This is a genomic window from Pedococcus bigeumensis (genome assembly GCF_006438965.1).
Classification (GTDB): Bacteria; Actinomycetota; Actinomycetes; order Actinomycetales; family Dermatophilaceae; genus Pedococcus; species Pedococcus bigeumensis_A.
On sequence record NZ_RCZM01000005.1, the window covers coordinates 97,984 to 113,285 of the forward strand.

General features: G+C 71.1%; 13 protein-coding genes. 4 read left to right on the forward strand and 9 right to left on the reverse strand.

Going from position 1 to position 15,302, the window contains the following annotated elements:
- Positions 1–8 precede the first annotated feature (8 nt).
- The 5 genes from EAH86_RS14595 to EAH86_RS14615 all read right to left on the reverse strand — a co-directional run bounded on the left by EAH86_RS14595 (position 9) and on the right by EAH86_RS14615 (position 5,203).
- A complete protein-coding gene (locus tag EAH86_RS14595) occupies positions 9–1,661 on the reverse strand; it encodes a uroporphyrinogen-III synthase (RefSeq protein WP_140742044.1) in 1,653 nt (550 codons plus the stop codon).
- Positions 1,658–2,764, reverse strand: a complete 1,107-nt coding sequence (gene hemC, locus EAH86_RS14600; RefSeq protein ID WP_140742046.1) for a hydroxymethylbilane synthase — start codon at positions 2,762–2,764, stop codon at positions 1,658–1,660. The genes EAH86_RS14595 and hemC overlap by 4 nt, the downstream gene beginning before the upstream one ends.
- The gene (locus tag EAH86_RS14605) at positions 2,761–4,071 is read right to left on the reverse strand and encodes a glutamyl-tRNA reductase (RefSeq protein ID WP_140742048.1); all 1,311 of its coding nucleotides are present in this window, start codon (positions 4,069–4,071) and stop codon (positions 2,761–2,763) included. The genes hemC and EAH86_RS14605 overlap by 4 nt, the downstream gene beginning before the upstream one ends.
- Complete coding sequence (locus EAH86_RS14610; protein ID WP_140742050.1) at positions 4,068–4,772, reverse strand: redox-sensing transcriptional repressor Rex; 705 nt, start codon at positions 4,770–4,772, stop codon at positions 4,068–4,070. Before EAH86_RS14610 ends, EAH86_RS14605 begins: the two co-directional genes overlap by 4 nt.
- Positions 4,773–4,945: 173 nt before the next feature.
- Positions 4,946–5,203, reverse strand: a complete 258-nt coding sequence (locus EAH86_RS14615) for a glutaredoxin family protein (RefSeq protein WP_140742052.1) — start codon at positions 5,201–5,203, stop codon at positions 4,946–4,948.
- A 128-nt stretch (positions 5,204–5,331) separates the two neighbouring features.
- Here EAH86_RS14615 and EAH86_RS14620 point away from each other — a divergent pair, with 128 nt between their 5' ends.
- The 3 genes from EAH86_RS14620 to EAH86_RS14630 all read left to right on the forward strand — a co-directional run bounded on the left by EAH86_RS14620 (position 5,332) and on the right by EAH86_RS14630 (position 8,486).
- Complete coding sequence (locus EAH86_RS14620; protein WP_140742054.1) at positions 5,332–6,141, forward strand: HAD family hydrolase; 810 nt, start codon at positions 5,332–5,334, stop codon at positions 6,139–6,141.
- A 287-nt stretch (positions 6,142–6,428) separates the two neighbouring features.
- A complete protein-coding gene (locus tag EAH86_RS14625) occupies positions 6,429–7,169 on the forward strand; it encodes a sigma-70 family RNA polymerase sigma factor (protein ID WP_241668385.1) in 741 nt (246 codons plus the stop codon).
- A 147-nt stretch (positions 7,170–7,316) separates the two neighbouring features.
- Positions 7,317–8,486, forward strand: coding sequence for a hypothetical protein (locus EAH86_RS14630; RefSeq protein ID WP_140742056.1), 1,170 nt, complete (start codon positions 7,317–7,319; stop codon positions 8,484–8,486).
- A gap of 50 nt (positions 8,487–8,536) precedes the next feature.
- Here EAH86_RS14630 and EAH86_RS14635 read toward each other — a convergent pair whose 3' ends face one another.
- The 3 genes from EAH86_RS14635 to EAH86_RS14645 form a co-directional block, all read right to left on the reverse strand.
- Positions 8,537–10,021, reverse strand: coding sequence for a lysophospholipid acyltransferase family protein (locus EAH86_RS14635; protein ID WP_140742058.1), 1,485 nt, complete (start codon positions 10,019–10,021; stop codon positions 8,537–8,539).
- A complete protein-coding gene (locus tag EAH86_RS14640; RefSeq protein WP_140742060.1) occupies positions 10,021–11,070 on the reverse strand; it encodes an SDR family oxidoreductase in 1,050 nt (349 codons plus the stop codon). Before EAH86_RS14640 ends, EAH86_RS14635 begins: the two co-directional genes overlap by 1 nt.
- Before the next feature lie 202 nt (positions 11,071–11,272).
- Complete coding sequence (locus tag EAH86_RS14645; RefSeq protein WP_003792170.1) at positions 11,273–11,371, reverse strand: 30S ribosomal protein bS22; 99 nt, start codon at positions 11,369–11,371, stop codon at positions 11,273–11,275.
- 243 nt (positions 11,372–11,614) lie between these two features.
- On the opposite strand from EAH86_RS14645, the gene EAH86_RS14650 reads away from it, so the two are divergent.
- Positions 11,615–14,851 carry a M36 family metallopeptidase gene (locus EAH86_RS14650; RefSeq protein WP_140742062.1) on the forward strand — a complete coding sequence of 1,079 codons (3,237 nt, stop codon included), beginning with the start codon at positions 11,615–11,617 and terminating at the stop codon, positions 14,849–14,851.
- A gap of 152 nt (positions 14,852–15,003) precedes the next feature.
- Here the strand turns inward: EAH86_RS14650 and EAH86_RS14655 are convergent, their stop codons facing one another.
- Positions 15,004–15,204 (reverse strand): helix-turn-helix domain-containing protein, encoded by a 201-nt coding sequence (locus EAH86_RS14655; RefSeq protein ID WP_056915613.1) that lies wholly within the window; start codon positions 15,202–15,204, stop codon positions 15,004–15,006.
- Positions 15,205–15,302 lie beyond the last annotated feature (98 nt).

The following is a 15,302-nucleotide window of genomic DNA, read 5'->3' on the forward strand; positions in this document are numbered from 1 at the left end:
CGAACCCACTACTTGGCCCGACGGCGCGACGCGGACTTCTTGGCGCTGGGACGAACCACCGGCTCGCCGGCCTCGGCCGCAGCAGCGGCCAGCCCCAGGCCGTAGTCGGCCAGCGCGTCGATCAGCGAGTCGGACGACGCCTCGGGAGCCAGCACGTCGACCCGCAGGCCGTGCTCCTCAGCCGTCTTGGCGGTCGCCGGCCCGATGCAGGCGATCACGGTGGACGGGTGCGGCTTGCCGGCGATGCCGACCAGGTTGCGCACCGTCGAGGACGACGTGAAGACCGCCGCGTCGAACTGGCCACCCTTGATGGCCTCGCGGATGTGGGCGGCCGGCGGAGCGGCACGCACGGTGCGGTATGCCGTGACGTCGTCCACCTCCCAGCCCATCTTCTGCAGGCCGGCGACGAGGGTGTCGGTCGCGATGTCGGCACGAGGCAGGAAGACCCGGTTGATCGGGTCGAGCACCTCGTCGAACGGCGGCCAGTCCTCGAGCAGCCCCTTGGCGGACATCTCACCGGACGGCACCAGGTCGGGCACGATGCCCCACTCGCGCAGTGCCGCGGCGGTGACGCCACCGACGGCGGCGATCTTGAGCCCGGCGAAGGCCCGGGCGTCGAGCCCGAACTCCTCGAACTTCTCGCGGACGGCCTTCACGGCGTTGACCGAGGTGAACCCGATCCACTCGTAGCGACCGGTGACCAGGCCCTTGACCGCGCGCTCCATCTGCTGCGGCGTCCGGGGCGGCTCGACCGAGATCGTCGGGACGACCTCAGCGGTCGCGCCAAAGGACTCGAGGCGGGCGATGGTCGACCCGGACTGCTCCTTGGTGCGGGGCACCAGGACGTTCCAGCCGAACAGCGGCTTGGTCTCGAACCAGGACAGGCTCTCGCGCAGCGCCACGGTGGTGCCCACGACGGCCAGGGCCGGGAACTCCAGGGTCTTCATGACCTTGGCGACCTCGCCGAGCGTCGTGACGCGGGTGGCCTGGCGGATGGTCGTACCACGCTCGGTGAGCGCCACCGGGCTGTCGGCGGACCGACCTGCTGCCAACAGCTTGGCGAGCGCGGGACCGAGGTCATCGGGCTGGCCCAGCAGGACGACCGTGACCGAGTCGGCCACCGAGGCCGACCAGTCGACGTGCCGGTCGTTGGCCGAGATCACGTGCACGGCCGGCGAGCTGCTCGACGTCAGCGGGATGCCCGCGTAGGCCGGGACGGCCGAGACGGCGCTGACACCGGGGACGATGTCGAACCCGATGCCGGCCTTCTGGCACGCGAGGGCTTCCTCGGCGAGGCCGTTGAAGGTGGCCGGGTCGCCGTCCATGAGCCGGACGACTAGGCCGCCGGGCGCGGACTTGGCCGCCTTGACGACGAGCTTGGCCCGCATCGCGTGGGTCAGCGGCTGGCCGTGCTCGCCGTGACCGGCGTCGACGATCTCGACGTCCGCGCGGCAGTAGCGGGCGACGACGTCCTCGCGGGCCACCTGGTCGATGACGACCACGTCGGCTGCAGCGAGGAACTCCAGGGAGCGCACCGTCATGAGACCGGAGTCGCCGGGACCCGCGCCGACGAAGGCGACGCGTCCGGGGACCCGGCTCTGACGAGCGGTCGAGGAGGTGGTGGTTGAGGTGGTGGCGGTGGTCGAGCGCGTGGGGCTCACAGTGCACGCTCCGTGCTGTCGTGTTCGGGTATGCGGTCGGTGCTGCGGTCGAGGGCGGCGAGCGGATCGGCTCCGGTCGCCTCGGCTGGCTCTGGCGGCGGCGCCTCGGGGACGCGGCTCGCCGGACCGTCGCCGGACGGCATCGGTGGTGCGGCTGGTGGGCGCTCCTCAGGACCGCGCAACAGGTCGCCGCCGTCCTCGAGGAGGACTGCCGCGAGCCGGCGGCCGAGGGCCTCGGCGTCGTCGACACCGCCCACGAGGGAGCGGCGCAGGTCGAACGAGCCGTCGACGGCACCGACGAAGGCGCGCAGAGACAGCTCGATGCCGTCCTCGCCCTCGACGATCTCGGCCAGGGCTCCGACCGGCGCGGAGCAACCGGCTTCGAGGGCGGCGAGGACCGCACGCTCGGCGGTGACGCAGGCGCGGGTGTCAGGGTCGTCGAGGACCGCCAGCGCAGCGCGGGTGGTCTCGTCGTCGGAGCGGCACTCGACGGCCAGGGCGCCCTGGCCGGGGGCCGGCAGCATCTGGAGCGGGTCGATCGCCTCGGCGACGTCGGCCAGCCGCCCGAGCCGGGCGAGGCCGGCACGGGCCAGCACCACGCCGTCGAGCGCGCCGTCCCTGACCAGGCCGATCCTGGTGTCGACGTTGCCGCGGATGTCCTTGAACGACAGGCCGAGTCCTAGCGCGGCGAGCTGTGCGACGCGGCGCGGCGAACCGGTGCCGACCACAGCGCCGTCACCGAGCTCACCCAGGGTGCGGTGGCCGGAGGACACGAGCACGTCGCGCGGGTCCTCACGGACCGGGACGGCTGCGATGACCAGGCCGGGTTCGGGCGTGGTCGGCAGGTCCTTGAGCGAGTGCACGGCCAGGTCGACCTCACCCGCGAGCAGGGCCCGTCGCAGCGCGGCGGCGAACACGCCGGTCCCGCCGATCGAGGAGAGCGAGGCGGTCGAGGTGTCGCCCTCGGTGACGATCTCGACGAGCTCGACGACGTGGCCACGGGCGCGCAGCAGGTCCGCCACCCAGGTCGACTGGGTGGTGGCCAGGGCGCTGCGGCGGGTGCCCAGACGCAGGGTGAGGGGCGCAGCGGCAGGTGCGGTCACGGCATACCTCCACGCTCTGGTGGTGGCACGGACGCGGTGGCGGCTTCGCCGGGACGCAGGTCGAACAGCTCACGCAGGGCCTGCGCGTAGTCAGCGCCCTGGCCGCCCACGGCGCGTTCCTTCACCCGGATGGTCGGGGTGTGCAGCAGCTTCTCGACGATGCGGTGCACGGCGAGCTGGACCTCGGCCCGCGCCACCTCGTCGAGGTCGGGGAGCCGCTGGTCGAGCCGGTTGAGCTCACCGGCGACGACGTCGGCCGCGTGCGAACGCAGCGCGGCGACCGTCGGGGCGACGGACTCCGCCGCGCGCGAGGTGAGGTATGCCGCCACCTCACCGATGACGAGGTCCGCCACCTCCCGCACCTGCGGCGGGGTCTGGCCACCCGAGAGCTCCTCGCCGAGCGCGCCGAGACCCGCGAGGGTGACCCCGCTCAGGGAGGCAACCTCGGGGGTGACGTCGTGGGGCAGCGCGAGGTCGATGTAGACCTGCGGGCGACCTGCTCGGGCGACCTGCGCGTCGCCGGCGGTGGTGAGGTCGACGACGACACCCGTCGACCCGGTGCACGAGATGACGACGTCGGCGCCTGCGAGCGCGGTGGACAGCTCATCGAGCGGGCGGGCGGTGCCACCGGTGCGCTCGGCGAGGCGCAGCGCCTTGGCCACCGTCCGGTTGACGATGGTGAGGTTGGCCGCGCCGCGACGCGCGACGGTCGTGGCGGCCAGCGAGCTCATGCCGCCCGCACCCACGACGAGAACCTTGAGGTCGCGCAGCGATCCGAGCTCCCGCTCGGCACGGGCCAGGCCGGCCTCGACGAGGGAGACGCTGACCGCGTCGATCCCGGTCTCGGTGTGGGCCCGCTTGCCGACCCGCAGGGCCTGCTGGAACAGCGTGTTGAGGGCAGGACCGGCGTGGCCGGACTTCTGCGACTCGCGCAGGGCGGTGCGCATCTGGCCGAGGATCTGGGCCTCGCCGACCGCCATCGAGTCCAGCCCGCAGGCGACCGTGAACGCGTGCGCGATGGCCCGGTCCTCGTAGTGCACGTAGAGGTGCGCGCGCAGCTCCTCGCGACTCACGCCGGTGACCTCGGTGAGGGCGTCGGCGATGTCGGTGACCGCGCCGTGGAAGGTCATCGACTCGGCGTAGACCTCGGTGCGGTTGCAGGTGGAGACCACCAGCGCCTCGGAGAGGTTGTCACGCCCGGTGAGGCTGGCGGCGAGCGCACGCCGACCGTCGGCGTCGAGCGACATCGCCTCCAGCAGCGGCAGGGGCGCGGTGTGGTGGGACAGCCCCAGGATGACCAGGCTCATCGGCCGACCGCACTGTTGATCGGCTCGAGCGTGACGTGCTCGAGCGCCCCCTCGGCCGCGAGCGCCCTGCGCTGCTCGTGGAAGGCGAGGATCTGCAGCTCGGTGGAGAGGTCGACCTTGCGGACGTCGACGTCCTCGGGGACGACGAGCACGCACGGAGCGAAGTTGAGGATGGAGCGCACCCCGACGGCCACGAGCTGGTCGCAGACGTCCTGGGCGGAGGCGGCGGGCGTGGCGATGACACCGATGGCCAGGCCCTGCTCGGCCAGCGACGTGAGGGCGTCCATGGGCTGCACGGTGATGCCCGCGATCTCCTGCCCGAGCAGGTGCGAGTCCTGGTCGAGCAGAGCGACGACCCGGAAGCCACGCGTGGCGAAACCGCTGTAGGCCGCGAGCGCGTGGCCGAGGTTGCCCATCCCGATGATGGCGACGGGCCAGTCCTGGGTGAGGCCGAGCTCGCGGGAGATCTGGTAGGCGAGATGGTCCACCTCGTAGCCGACACCACGTACGCCATAGGAGCCGAGGTGGGACAGGTCCTTGCGGAGCTTGGCGCTGCGAACCCCCGCAGCGGCGGCCAGCTCCTCGGAGGACACCGAGGTGATCCCGCGCTCCGCGAAGCCGGTCAGGGCACGGAGGTATTCGGGTAGCCGTGCGACCGTGGCGTCGGGAATACCCCGACGGGCGCTCGGGTCGGCAGACACAGTCTTCTCCGGCTCCTTCTCATCACTGGCAGTCCACGCCTGGCTGGGGCGGACGGGAGCCTTTGCAGATTACGCTTTTGTGAACGGATGCACAAAGTCACAAGCGGCCGTCTCACGAAGCACGTGAGCCACGTCACCTCGTGCTCCTGTGGCGGCTCCCGAAGGGCCCCGGGTCAGCCGCCCAGTGCGGCCCTCAGCCGGTGTTCGTCGACCCGCCAGTAGTCGTGCTGGCGCCCGTCGACGAAGGTCACCGGGATCTGCTCCCAGTACTGCTCCTTGAGGGTCGGGTCGTCCTCGATCGACCGCTCGACCCAGCCCACCCCGAGGTCGGCGGCGACCCGCTCGATGACGGCTCGCGCCTCCTCGCACAGATGGCAGCCCGGTTTGCTCACCAGGGTGATGCGCGGGGCGGGCGTGGCGAGTCCAGACACACCAGCAGGGTATGCCGGGTGGTCACCTTCGAGGGCAGCCGGGACGGGCAGGAGCAGGCCACGCTATGCGCTGCCCCACCCTCAGGGGCAGTGCATAGCGTCCCCGGCGCCGCCCTAGGCTGGCCGACATGACCGACCGGGCGAGCGAGCTGGACCAGGCGCTCGCCGTCCCGCGGGACCCGGCCGCTGCCGCCTTCTTCGATGTCGACAACACCGTGATGCGGGGGGCGAGCATCTGGCACCTGGCGCTCGGCCTGTGGCGGCGCGACTTCTTCACGGTGCGCGACGTGAGCTCGATGGCCTGGAAGCAGGTCCGGTTCGCCGCCCTCGGCGAGAGCCTCGACCACGTCGAGAAGATCCGCGAGCAGGCGCTCGGCTTCATCGCCGGCCACTCGGTGGCCGAGATCGGCGTCATCGGCGAGGAGATCTTCGACGAGGCGATGCACGACAAGATCTGGCCGGGCACCCAGGCGCTGACCCGGATGCACCTCGACGAGGGTCAGGAGGTCTGGCTCGTCACCGCGACGCCAGTTGAGGTCGCGCAGGTGATCGCCGACCGGCTCGGCCTCACTGGGGCGCTCGGCACCGTCGCGGAGTCGGTCGACGGGATCTACACGGGTCGGCTCTCGGGCGAACCGCTGCACGGCGCCGCCAAGGCCACCGCGATCGAGGCGCTGGCTGCCGAGCGTGGGTTCGACCTCAGCAGTTGCTCGGCGTACTCCGACTCGGCCAACGACATCCCCATGCTGTCGCTCGTGGGCCACCCGTGCGCGATCAACCCGGACAGCGCCCTGCGTGACCACGCGAAGGCGCACGGCTGGACCATCCGGGACTACCGGACCGGCCGTCGGGCGGCCAAGCTCGGCGTCCAGGCGGTCGGGGCCACCGCGCTCGCCGGCGCCCTCGCGGCGGCGGCTTCGCGACGCCGCTCGCGCTAGGCGGCTCGGCACCGCCTTGGGTCGCGCGGACCCGCAACTGGCCGCAAACAGGCGGTAACGCGCGGGAACGCGCGGGAACGCGCCGGGGACGCGCCGGGGACGGCGGCATACCCCTCGGTGTGCCGTAGGTCTCCTGACACGTGTCCCTGACAAACAGCCCGATATCGGGGAAACTGTCCGGTCAGGAGGCTCCTATCCGGATTCGTGCACTACGCAGCGCCGCGAGACGACTCGCGGTCCCTCAGGCTGCCCACGGGGCTCCTGTCTGGGCAACGAGCCGACCGGCAGTGGGTTACGCGACGGGGTACACCACCGCCGGCGACCACGGCATGGGCGCGGCGACTGCCGACTTCCTGGACAGGCTGCGGGTGGTGCTGAGCCTCGCCGGCGACGCGGGAACGCTGTCGGGCGGCCACGGAGATGCCAGTGGCGGTTCAGCCGCACGGGCGGGCTTCGAGCCGGGCGGGGCACCCCAGGACTTCGAGCGGATCTTGGCGCTGGTCGAGCTCGCCCAGCGTGGCGACGCCGAGGCGTTCGGGATGATCTACGAGCGCTACGTCGACGTCGTCTACCGCTACGTCTACGTGCGGGTGGGGGGCAAGCAGCTCGCCGAGGACATCACGTCGGAGACGTTCCTGCGCGCGCTGCGCCGGATGGACTCGTTCTCCTGGCAGGGACGCGACATCGCGGCCTGGTTCATCACCATCGCCCGCAACCTGATCACCGACAACGCGAAGTCGGCGCGGTTCCGCATGGAGGTCACCACCGCCGACATGCTCGACGCCGACCCCCGCGTCGAGGCCGCTCCCGACAACGAGGTGCTCGCCCGCCTGCGCAACCAGCGACTGCTCGAAGCGGTCAAGGGGCTCAAGCCGGAACAGGCCGAGTGCGTCGTGCTGCGGTTCCTCCAGGGACTCACCCTCGCCGAGACGGCCAAGGTCCTCGGCAAGTCCGAGGGCGCCGTCAAGCAGCTCCAGCTCCGCGCCGTCCGTGCCCTGCACCGGGAGCTCGCCGATGTCGACCTCTGACGTCCGGTCCGAAATCTGTGGGTATCGCTACGTGCCGACGCGTAACTTCCGGGATCGCGGCTCGTTCTCAGCACGACACACCGTGACTGGGTTCAACGCAGGGTTCTACCCAGGGATCAACGCAGGGCTGGGGAGGGAGAAGCCGGCATGCCAGTACTGAACCGTTCGGCGGACCGTTTCCAGCGCGCTCTCGGCGGCGAGCGCATCACCGACGAGCACCTCGTCGAGCTCGTCGAGACGAGCCGCCACCTGGTGGAGCTCGTCCCGGCCATGCCCGCGCCGGACGCCGCCTTCGTCGCGACCCTCCGCGAGCGACTGATGGCCGAGGCCGCGCGGATGCCCGCACCCAGCCCGGTCGCAGCCAAGGCGGCAGCCGCCCGCCGCGCCGCCTCGAGGACCACTCCCGTGGTTGTCGTCGTGGGCCGCGGGCTCCCCCGCCTGCTCGCCGGTGCAACCGCCTCGGTGCTCCTCGTGGGCGGCATCGTCGGCGCCGTCTCGCGCAGCGCCGTCCCCGGGGACGCCCTCTACCCCGTGAAGGGCTGGCTCGACGGCGTGGCCGTCCGGCTTGCCGACAACGACCTCGACCGCGGCCGGACCTACCTGGACCAGGCCCAGGGCCACATCTCCGACGCGCGCGAGCTCTCCGGCCAGGACCGCGAGGACGCCGGCGACATCAACGTCGCCCTGGACGGAGCCATCGACTCGGTCCGCAAGGGGCGCCAGGCCCTCGACACCTCGTATGCCGCGACGGGCAACCCCCAGGCGCTGCTCGCCATGCGCGACTTCACCGCACGCGCCCTGCCGCAGATCGACGCACTGCGCGCCGACGTGCCGCCCGCCTCCCTGCCGAAGCTCGGCGAGCTCGAGGCCCTGCTGCGTGACACGCAGGTGAGCACCTCGCGACGGATTGCCGCCTGCGGCAGCGCGTGCACAGGCAACCTCTCCTCGACGCTCGGCCCGGCGTCGCTACCCGCGTCCGGAACCACGACCGGTCCGTCCGGGTCAGCCACCACGGGCGCAGGTGGGGTCACCGTGCCCAGCACCGCCGTCACCGCACCCGGTGGCGGCGTCGGGCTGCCGGGTGCGGGCAGCTCCGGTGCAGTCGTCGGAGGCAGCGGTGGCGGCGCCAGCCTGTCGACGTCCGGCGCATCGGTCGGCCTGCCGACCCTGAGCGTTTCGGTGCCGGTCGTCCCGTCGGCCACGGCCACCGTGCCATTGCCCACGGTCACCCTCGGCACCGGTGGAGCGGGCGCCACGCTTCCCAGCAGCACGCTCGGCCCGGTCACCCTGCCGGGTGCCACCGTCCATCTGCCCTGAGCCGCTGTCCGGCCGTCGCGAGCAGCGGGTCAGCCGTCGCGAGCAGCGGGTCAGAAGAAGACGGAGCGTCGCTGCATGAGCAGCGAGTAGAGGGTCTGCTGGATCGTCTCGCGCACCTGGTCGGTGAGGTCGAAGACGAGCATCGGGTCGTCGGCCGCGTTGGGGCCGAGGTCCGCGGTCTCCACGGGTGAGCCGAACTCGATGATCCACTTGCTGGGCAACGGGATCAGGCCCAGCGGACCGAGCAGCGGCCAGGTTGGGGTGATCGGGGCGTAGGGAGCGCCGAGCAGTCGGGCCACCGTCTTCATGTTGCCGATGATCGGGTAGATCTCCTCGGCTCCCACGATGGAGCACGGGATGATCGGCGCACCCGTCTTGAGCGCGGCGGAGACGAAGCCGCCCCGCCCGAACCGCTGCAGCTTGTAGCGCTCGCTGAACGGCTTGCCGACTCCCTTGAAGCCTTCCGGCCACACTCCTGCGAGCTCGCCGCTGGACAGCAGCCGCTCGGCATCGGGGTTGGCGGCCAGCGTCGAGCCGGACTTGCGCGCGACCTGTCCGATGACGGGCGTCTGGAAGACCAGGTCGGCCCCGAGCATCCGCAGGTGCCGGTGTGCCGGGTGCTCGTCGTGGACCGCCACCTGGGTCATCAGCGAGTCCATCGCGACCGTGCCGGAGTGGTTGGCGACGACCAGGCCGCCACCCTCGGCGGGGATGTTCTCGATCCCGCGCACCTCGACCCGGAACCAGGACTTGTAGAGCGGACGCAGCACGGGCAGGTAGAAGTGCCGGGTGAAGTCCTCGTCGAAGCCGAACTCGTCGACGGTGTAGTCGCCGGTCACCCGCCGTCGGACGAACGACAGCAGCGACGCGATGTGGCGTTCCACGTCGTCCGAGGAGATCCCTGCGGCTTCGGAGGCGACTCGCACAGCGGCGATGCCCGCGGTCAGCAGCTCCTCGACGCCCGGGGCGATGCTGCGGGAGGTGGTCGGGTCGGCTACGTCCAGCGGCACGACGGTCTCGTCGGTGACGGCCTTGAGGGTGCGCACCTTGGGCTCCGCCTCGGTATGCCGGGTGCTCGCCGTGGCAACAGCGGTCCCCTCACGCGCGGGGCGCGCCGGCTTCGCCGGCTTGGTGGTGCGGGAGCCGGAACGGGCCACGGCCTTGCGGGTCGGGACCACCTTGGCCACCGGCTGCGGACGGTGCTTGCCGCTGGACGGCGTGGTCGACGCATCGGGGGCAGCGGCCACGGCTGCCGGGACCGCCTGCACGACGGGCGCAACAGGTGCCGCAGCCGCTGCGGAGGCGATCAGCGGGGTGCTGCGCCGCTTCGCGCGCTCACCCGAGGCGCGCGCGGCTCCTGCCGCGAGCGCGCCCTTCTTGACGGGCTTGACGGGCTTCGCCGGCTTGGCGGTCTTGGCGGTCTTCGCCGCAGAGCGAGCGGCACCTGCGGGTTTTGCCCCGGCGCGCGACGCACCAGAACGTGATGCACCGGAAGTCGACGCACGAGAAGTGGACACACCAGAAGTCGAAGGCATCAGTCGTTCCTCCCTGCAGCCCACACGTGGCTGATCGCGCTGGCGGCACTGCCCGCCGCGCCGGTGACGGCCGACCCGAAGATCCCGGCCCCCGGGATCGCGGAGCCGACCCCCTGTGCGTAGTCCTCGAAGGCGGTTCGGGTCGTGTAGGCCGGCTCGAAGCCCAGCACCTCACGCATTCGTCGGGTGTCCAGGCCTCGGCCGTAGGCCAGGAACTGGATCTGGTCGCTGCTGAAGTCGGCGAGGCCGGAACGCTTGACGAGGTTGCCGAAGATCCCGGCGGCGGGCATCGGCACCGGGATGAGCGGCCGACCAGCCATGCCGGCTGCCTGCGCCACCGTGATGACGCCATCGCCGGCGATGTTGGTGATGCCGGTGCTCGGGCCGGTCGTGGCGAGCAGGAGCGAGCCGATGGCGTCGCTCTCGTGCACGAACTGCAGCCTCGCGTCGTAGCCGAGCGGCACCGGCACGACGGGCAGGGCGAAGTAGTCGGTGAGGGATGTGCGGATGCCGCGACCGATGATGTTGGCAAAGCGCAGCATCGAGATCTCGACGTCGGGGCGGCGGCGCGAGAACCCGCGGACGTACCCCTCGACCTCGACCGAGTCCTTGCCGAATCCGGCTCTGGGCAACGATTTCGGACCCATGTCCTCGGTGAACATGGCAGGGTCCCGCGGGCTGGAGCCGTAGATGGCCGCAGAGGACTTCACGACGAGTCGCCTGATGCTGGTCGCCTTCTGGCACGCAGCGAGGAGCTGCATCGTGCCGATGACGTTGATCTCCTTCTGCGACGTGCGGCCGCCGGCGTGGGTCGGCGTCGCGATCACGTTCATGTGCACGACGGTGTCGACCTCGGACTGCGCGATGATCTTGCCGATCATCGGGTTGCGGATGTCCGCTCGCACGAACTCGGCCCGGCCGATGTCCCCCGGCGGCGGGATGACGTCGACGCCGATCACGCGCTTGATCGTGGGGTCCTGGGTCAGGGCCCGGACGAACTGCCCGCCGAGATAGCGCGAGACGCCCGTCACGAGGACGACATCAGCCACGATCACTCCCGGTGGGTCGGTGGTCGCGAGGCTCGCGACCCGTGCCAACCCTACCGAGAGCCCTGTCCCGTCGAGCCCGAGACGCCACCTCGTGGACGCGTGCCTCGTCACACTTCCGGCCACCCGGCATACGAGGACCCGCAGTCCCGACAGACACGGTGACACCCAAGACAAAAGGCCCCCGCTCAGCGGGGGCCCTCGATCACTTCTTGTTGCGACGCTGGTGGCGCGTCTTGCGAAGGAGCTTGCGGTGCTTCTTCTTCGCCATGCGCTTGCGGCGCTTCTTGATGACAGAGCCCATGGTGTCCTCTTGGTCGTGGTCGGTGTTGCCGGACGGGGCAACGAACCAACGCACCACGCCGAACTGTGAGCGTCACTCTAGCGGCCCGCTGCCCCGCAACCCAAACCCGGTCGCGATGACGGTGATCCGCCAACCCCCGGACGGCAGTCCGCCACCCGCCACCGATAACCCCCGCGGCCGTTGCCTCGTTGTCACGCCAGTCCGGGCCTCCAAGGCCCGCCAGACGCAGGGAGACACACGCCCATGTCCCGAACGCCCTCTGTGAGCAGACGAGCGGGAGCCGGCCTGTGCCTGCTCACCGCCGCCGCGACCGCCCTTCCCCTGTCCACCGCCTTCGCCGCCGACCCCGTCTCCCCCGTCCTCCCCGCACTGGGTGACGCAGTGAACTCCCTGGCGGCCACCCTGGACACCCGCTCGGTGACGCAGTCGGTCGTCCCGACGGCAGCTGCTCGCGAGGCGGCCAAGGACCTGCTCGCCGCATCCGGGGCCGGCGCCCGAGCCACCTGGGACGAGCGCTTCGGCACGCTGCGCTCCGTGCACGGTGCGGGCTACCTCAGCGCAGCGGCCAGCGGGTCGAGTGTCGACGTGGCTCGCGGCTGGTTGCGTTCCCACGCAGCGGCTTTCGGCCTGACCACTGCCCAGGTGGACTCCCTCGCCGTGACCCGCGACCACGCCCTGCCCGGCACCGGGACACACACCGTGAGCTTCGTCCAGACCGCTGCCGGCGTTCCCGCCGCCAGGGGCGGACGCCTCAACGTGGCCGTCGCCAAGGACGGCAAGGTCCTGTCGTATGCCGGTGACCCGACTCCCGGGAGCACCCTCACTGGCGGCTGGGCACTGGCCCCGGCAGCCGCACTGACCAAGGTCGCCGGCGGGCTCGCGCCCGGCGTGACGTACCTGCCGAAGGCAACCGGCACCCAGGCCGGCTACACCACCTACGCGAACGGCCCCTTCGGCGGCCCGTCGTACGTCAAGAAGGTGACCTTCGGGACCAAGGCCGGACCCGTCGCGGCCTACAAGGTCTACTTCATCAGGAGCCCGCAGGAGGCCTGGGAGATCGTCGTCGACGGCAGCACCGGGCGCACCCTCTACCGGACCTCCGTCGTCGACTTCGAGGGTGACCCGCAGGGCACCGTCTACGACAACTACCCGGGCGCAGCCAAGGGCGGCCAGCCTCGTCAGCAGTCGTTCGGCGTCACCGCCCAGTCGCCCAAGGGCTGGGTCGACCCCACCGGCCTGGTCGGCACCGGCGTCACGACCTACGGCAACAACGCGGACACCTACGCCAACTGGTCCAACTACATCGGGCCGGTCGACAACGCCCCGCGCCCGGTCGCCCCGACCGGCAACTTCAGCTATGCCTACGCGAACCAGTGGGCGGCCACCAGGGGCCAGACCGTTCCCCCGTCCTACGCCGCCGACCTCAACCCCGCGGCGACCAACTTGTTCTTCCAGCACAACAGGATCCACGACGAGTACTACGCGCTCGGGTTCACCGAGACGGCCGGCAACTTCCAGCTGGACAACGGCAGCAACGGTGGCATGGGCGGTGACCCGATCCGGGGTCTGGTCCAGGCCGGCGCCGCATCCGGTGGCGACCCGACCTACACGGGTCGCGACAACGCCTACATGCTCACCCTCGACGACGGCATCCCGCCGTGGAGCGGCATGTTCCTCTGGGAGCCGATCAACGACGCCTTCGAGGGCCCCTACCGCGACGGCTCGTTCGACATGAGCGTCATCCAGCACGAGTACACCCACGGCCTCTCGACGCGCTACGTCGCGGGCGGCAGCGCCCTCGGCTCGCAGCAGGCGGGCTCGATGGGCGAGGGGTGGTCCGACTGGTACGCCCTCAACCACGGCTTCAACGCCGGGCTGCTCACCAAGCCGATCGTCGGCGACTACGTCACCGGCAACCCGACCCGCGGCATCCGCAACTGGAACTACGACCAGAACCCGACCACCTTCGGCGACATCGGCTACGACCTGACCGGTCCCGAGGTGCACGCCGACGGCGAGATCTGGACCGCCACCCTGTGGGACCTGCGCAAGGCCCTGGTGGCCCGCTACGGCGCCACCCAGGGTGCCGAGGTCGCCGCCCGCCTCATCACCGACGGCATGCCGCTGACGGCGCCAGACCCGAGCTTCCTCGACGCGCGAGACGGCATCCTGTCGGCCGACCTCGACCGCTACCACGGCGACAATACCGACCTCATCTGGTCGGTCTTCGCCAAGCGCGGCGCGGGCGCCAGTGCCCACTCCGACACGGGCGACGACACCGACCCCACACCCGGCTTCGACCATCCCGTGGCGGCGAAGAACGGCACCGTCTCGCTCACCCTGGTCAACGCGACCACCGGCCAGCCGATCAACAACGCCAAGGTCATCCTCGGACGGTTCGAGGCTCGGGTCACTCCCCTGGCTCGCACCGGCTCCGCCGGTGGCGCCAGCGTCAAGGCGGTTGCCGGGACTTACTCGCTGACCATCCAGGCGCCCGGGTTCGGCGTGCAGACGATCGACGCCTTCGCCGTCACTGCCGGTCGCAACACGGCCAAGACGATCACGCTCGCGCCCAACCTGGCCTCCACGGCCGACGGCGCCAAGGTGGTCGACGTGTCCAGCGAGGACGACGGTGCGCCCGCGAAGTTCGCCTTCGACGACACCGCAGCGTCGGTGTGGTCGACGAAGCCCGGCACCACGGCATACAACGCCGGTCCGGACCAGCGCGTCACCGTCAAGCTGGCGGCTGCCGCCACGGTGAGCAGCCTGCGCGTCAGCGCGTTCAAGGCCACCAACGCCTCACGGTTCGTCGCGCTCAAGGACTTCACGGTCCAGACGTCGACCGACGGGGTCAGCTGGACGACTGCTCGGACGGGCGGGTTCGCCTACGCCGCACCGCGGCCCACCGCACCGGACCTCAACTTCGCGACGTTCTCGCTCGCCAAGCCGGTCAAGGCGGGCTACGTCCGGTTCTTCATCGACTCGGTGCAGGGCGACACGACGACCTCCGCCCAGGTCGCGGACATCGAGGTCTTCGGCGCCGGGGCGACCGTCGCCAACGGCACGGTCACGCCGGACCCGGCGTTCACCGACTCGGGCACGATCACCGCTCCCAACCCTGCTGCGGGTGACCCGACCGGTTTGCAGAACGTCTTCGGTGTCACCGGCACCGAGATGAACACCGCGTGCACGTTCCCGCCGGCCAGCCAGGGTGCCGACGGCTGGGTGACCAAGTTCCCGCTCGGCTTCTCTGACGGGCTGCACTCGGTCAGCGTCAAGGGCACCAGCGACGCCGACGCCACGGTCGGTCACGACCTGGACCTGTACTTCCTCGACAGCACCTGTCAGCTCACGGGTTCGGTGGCCACCGCGGCCGCCGACGAGTCAGCGGTCATCCCGCCCGGCTCGGTCTACCTGCTGACGCACCTCTACACGGGCGCGAACGTCGCCGTCGCCGTGACGGCGGTCGACAACCGCTGACCGGCATGCCGGTGGGTCGGGTGCACACGCAGGGCCCAGCCCAGCCCAGCCCGCCGGCATACCTCCGCCACCTCGAACACCGCCCCGACAACGGACAGGGTGGGCCGGGACTGTCGTCCCGGCCCACCCTGTCGTCGTGCGGTCAGCACCAATCAGGCGGTGTCGACGTAGGACGTGCGCAGGTACTTGTGCACGGCGTCCTCCGGAACCCGGAAGGACCGTCCCACGCGAATGGCGGGAAGCTCTCCTGCGTGCACCATGCGGTACACCGTCATCTTCGACACGCGCATGATCGAGGCCACCTCGGCAACGGTCAGGAACCGCACCTCGGCGAGCTGTCGCTCGTTGGACATGTTTACCTCGATCTTCTACACGCGCGCATCGCCGGCTTCCCGTCCGGCGGACCTCTACGCTCGTGTGGAAGGAACTGTAGGGGCTGATGTGACTCGTG

Coding starts and splice junctions, on each gene's coding strand:
- EAH86_RS14635 (WP_140742058.1), bottom strand. CDS start 10,021: ATGCCTTCGACTTCTGGTGTGTCCACTTCTCGTGCGTCGACTTCCGGT.
- EAH86_RS14605 (WP_140742048.1), bottom strand. CDS start 4,071: ATGAGCCTGGTCATCCTGGGGCTGTCCCACCACACCGCGCCCCTGCCG.
- EAH86_RS14620 (WP_140742054.1), top strand. CDS start 5,332: ATGACCGACCGGGCGAGCGAGCTGGACCAGGCGCTCGCCGTCCCGCGG.
- EAH86_RS14645 (WP_003792170.1), bottom strand. CDS start 11,371: ATGGGCTCTGTCATCAAGAAGCGCCGCAAGCGCATGGCGAAGAAGAAG.
- EAH86_RS14630 (WP_140742056.1), top strand. CDS start 7,317: ATGCCAGTACTGAACCGTTCGGCGGACCGTTTCCAGCGCGCTCTCGGC.
- EAH86_RS14650 (WP_140742062.1), top strand. CDS start 11,615: ATGTCCCGAACGCCCTCTGTGAGCAGACGAGCGGGAGCCGGCCTGTGC.
- EAH86_RS14655 (WP_056915613.1), bottom strand. CDS start 15,204: ATGTCCAACGAGCGACAGCTCGCCGAGGTGCGGTTCCTGACCGTTGCC.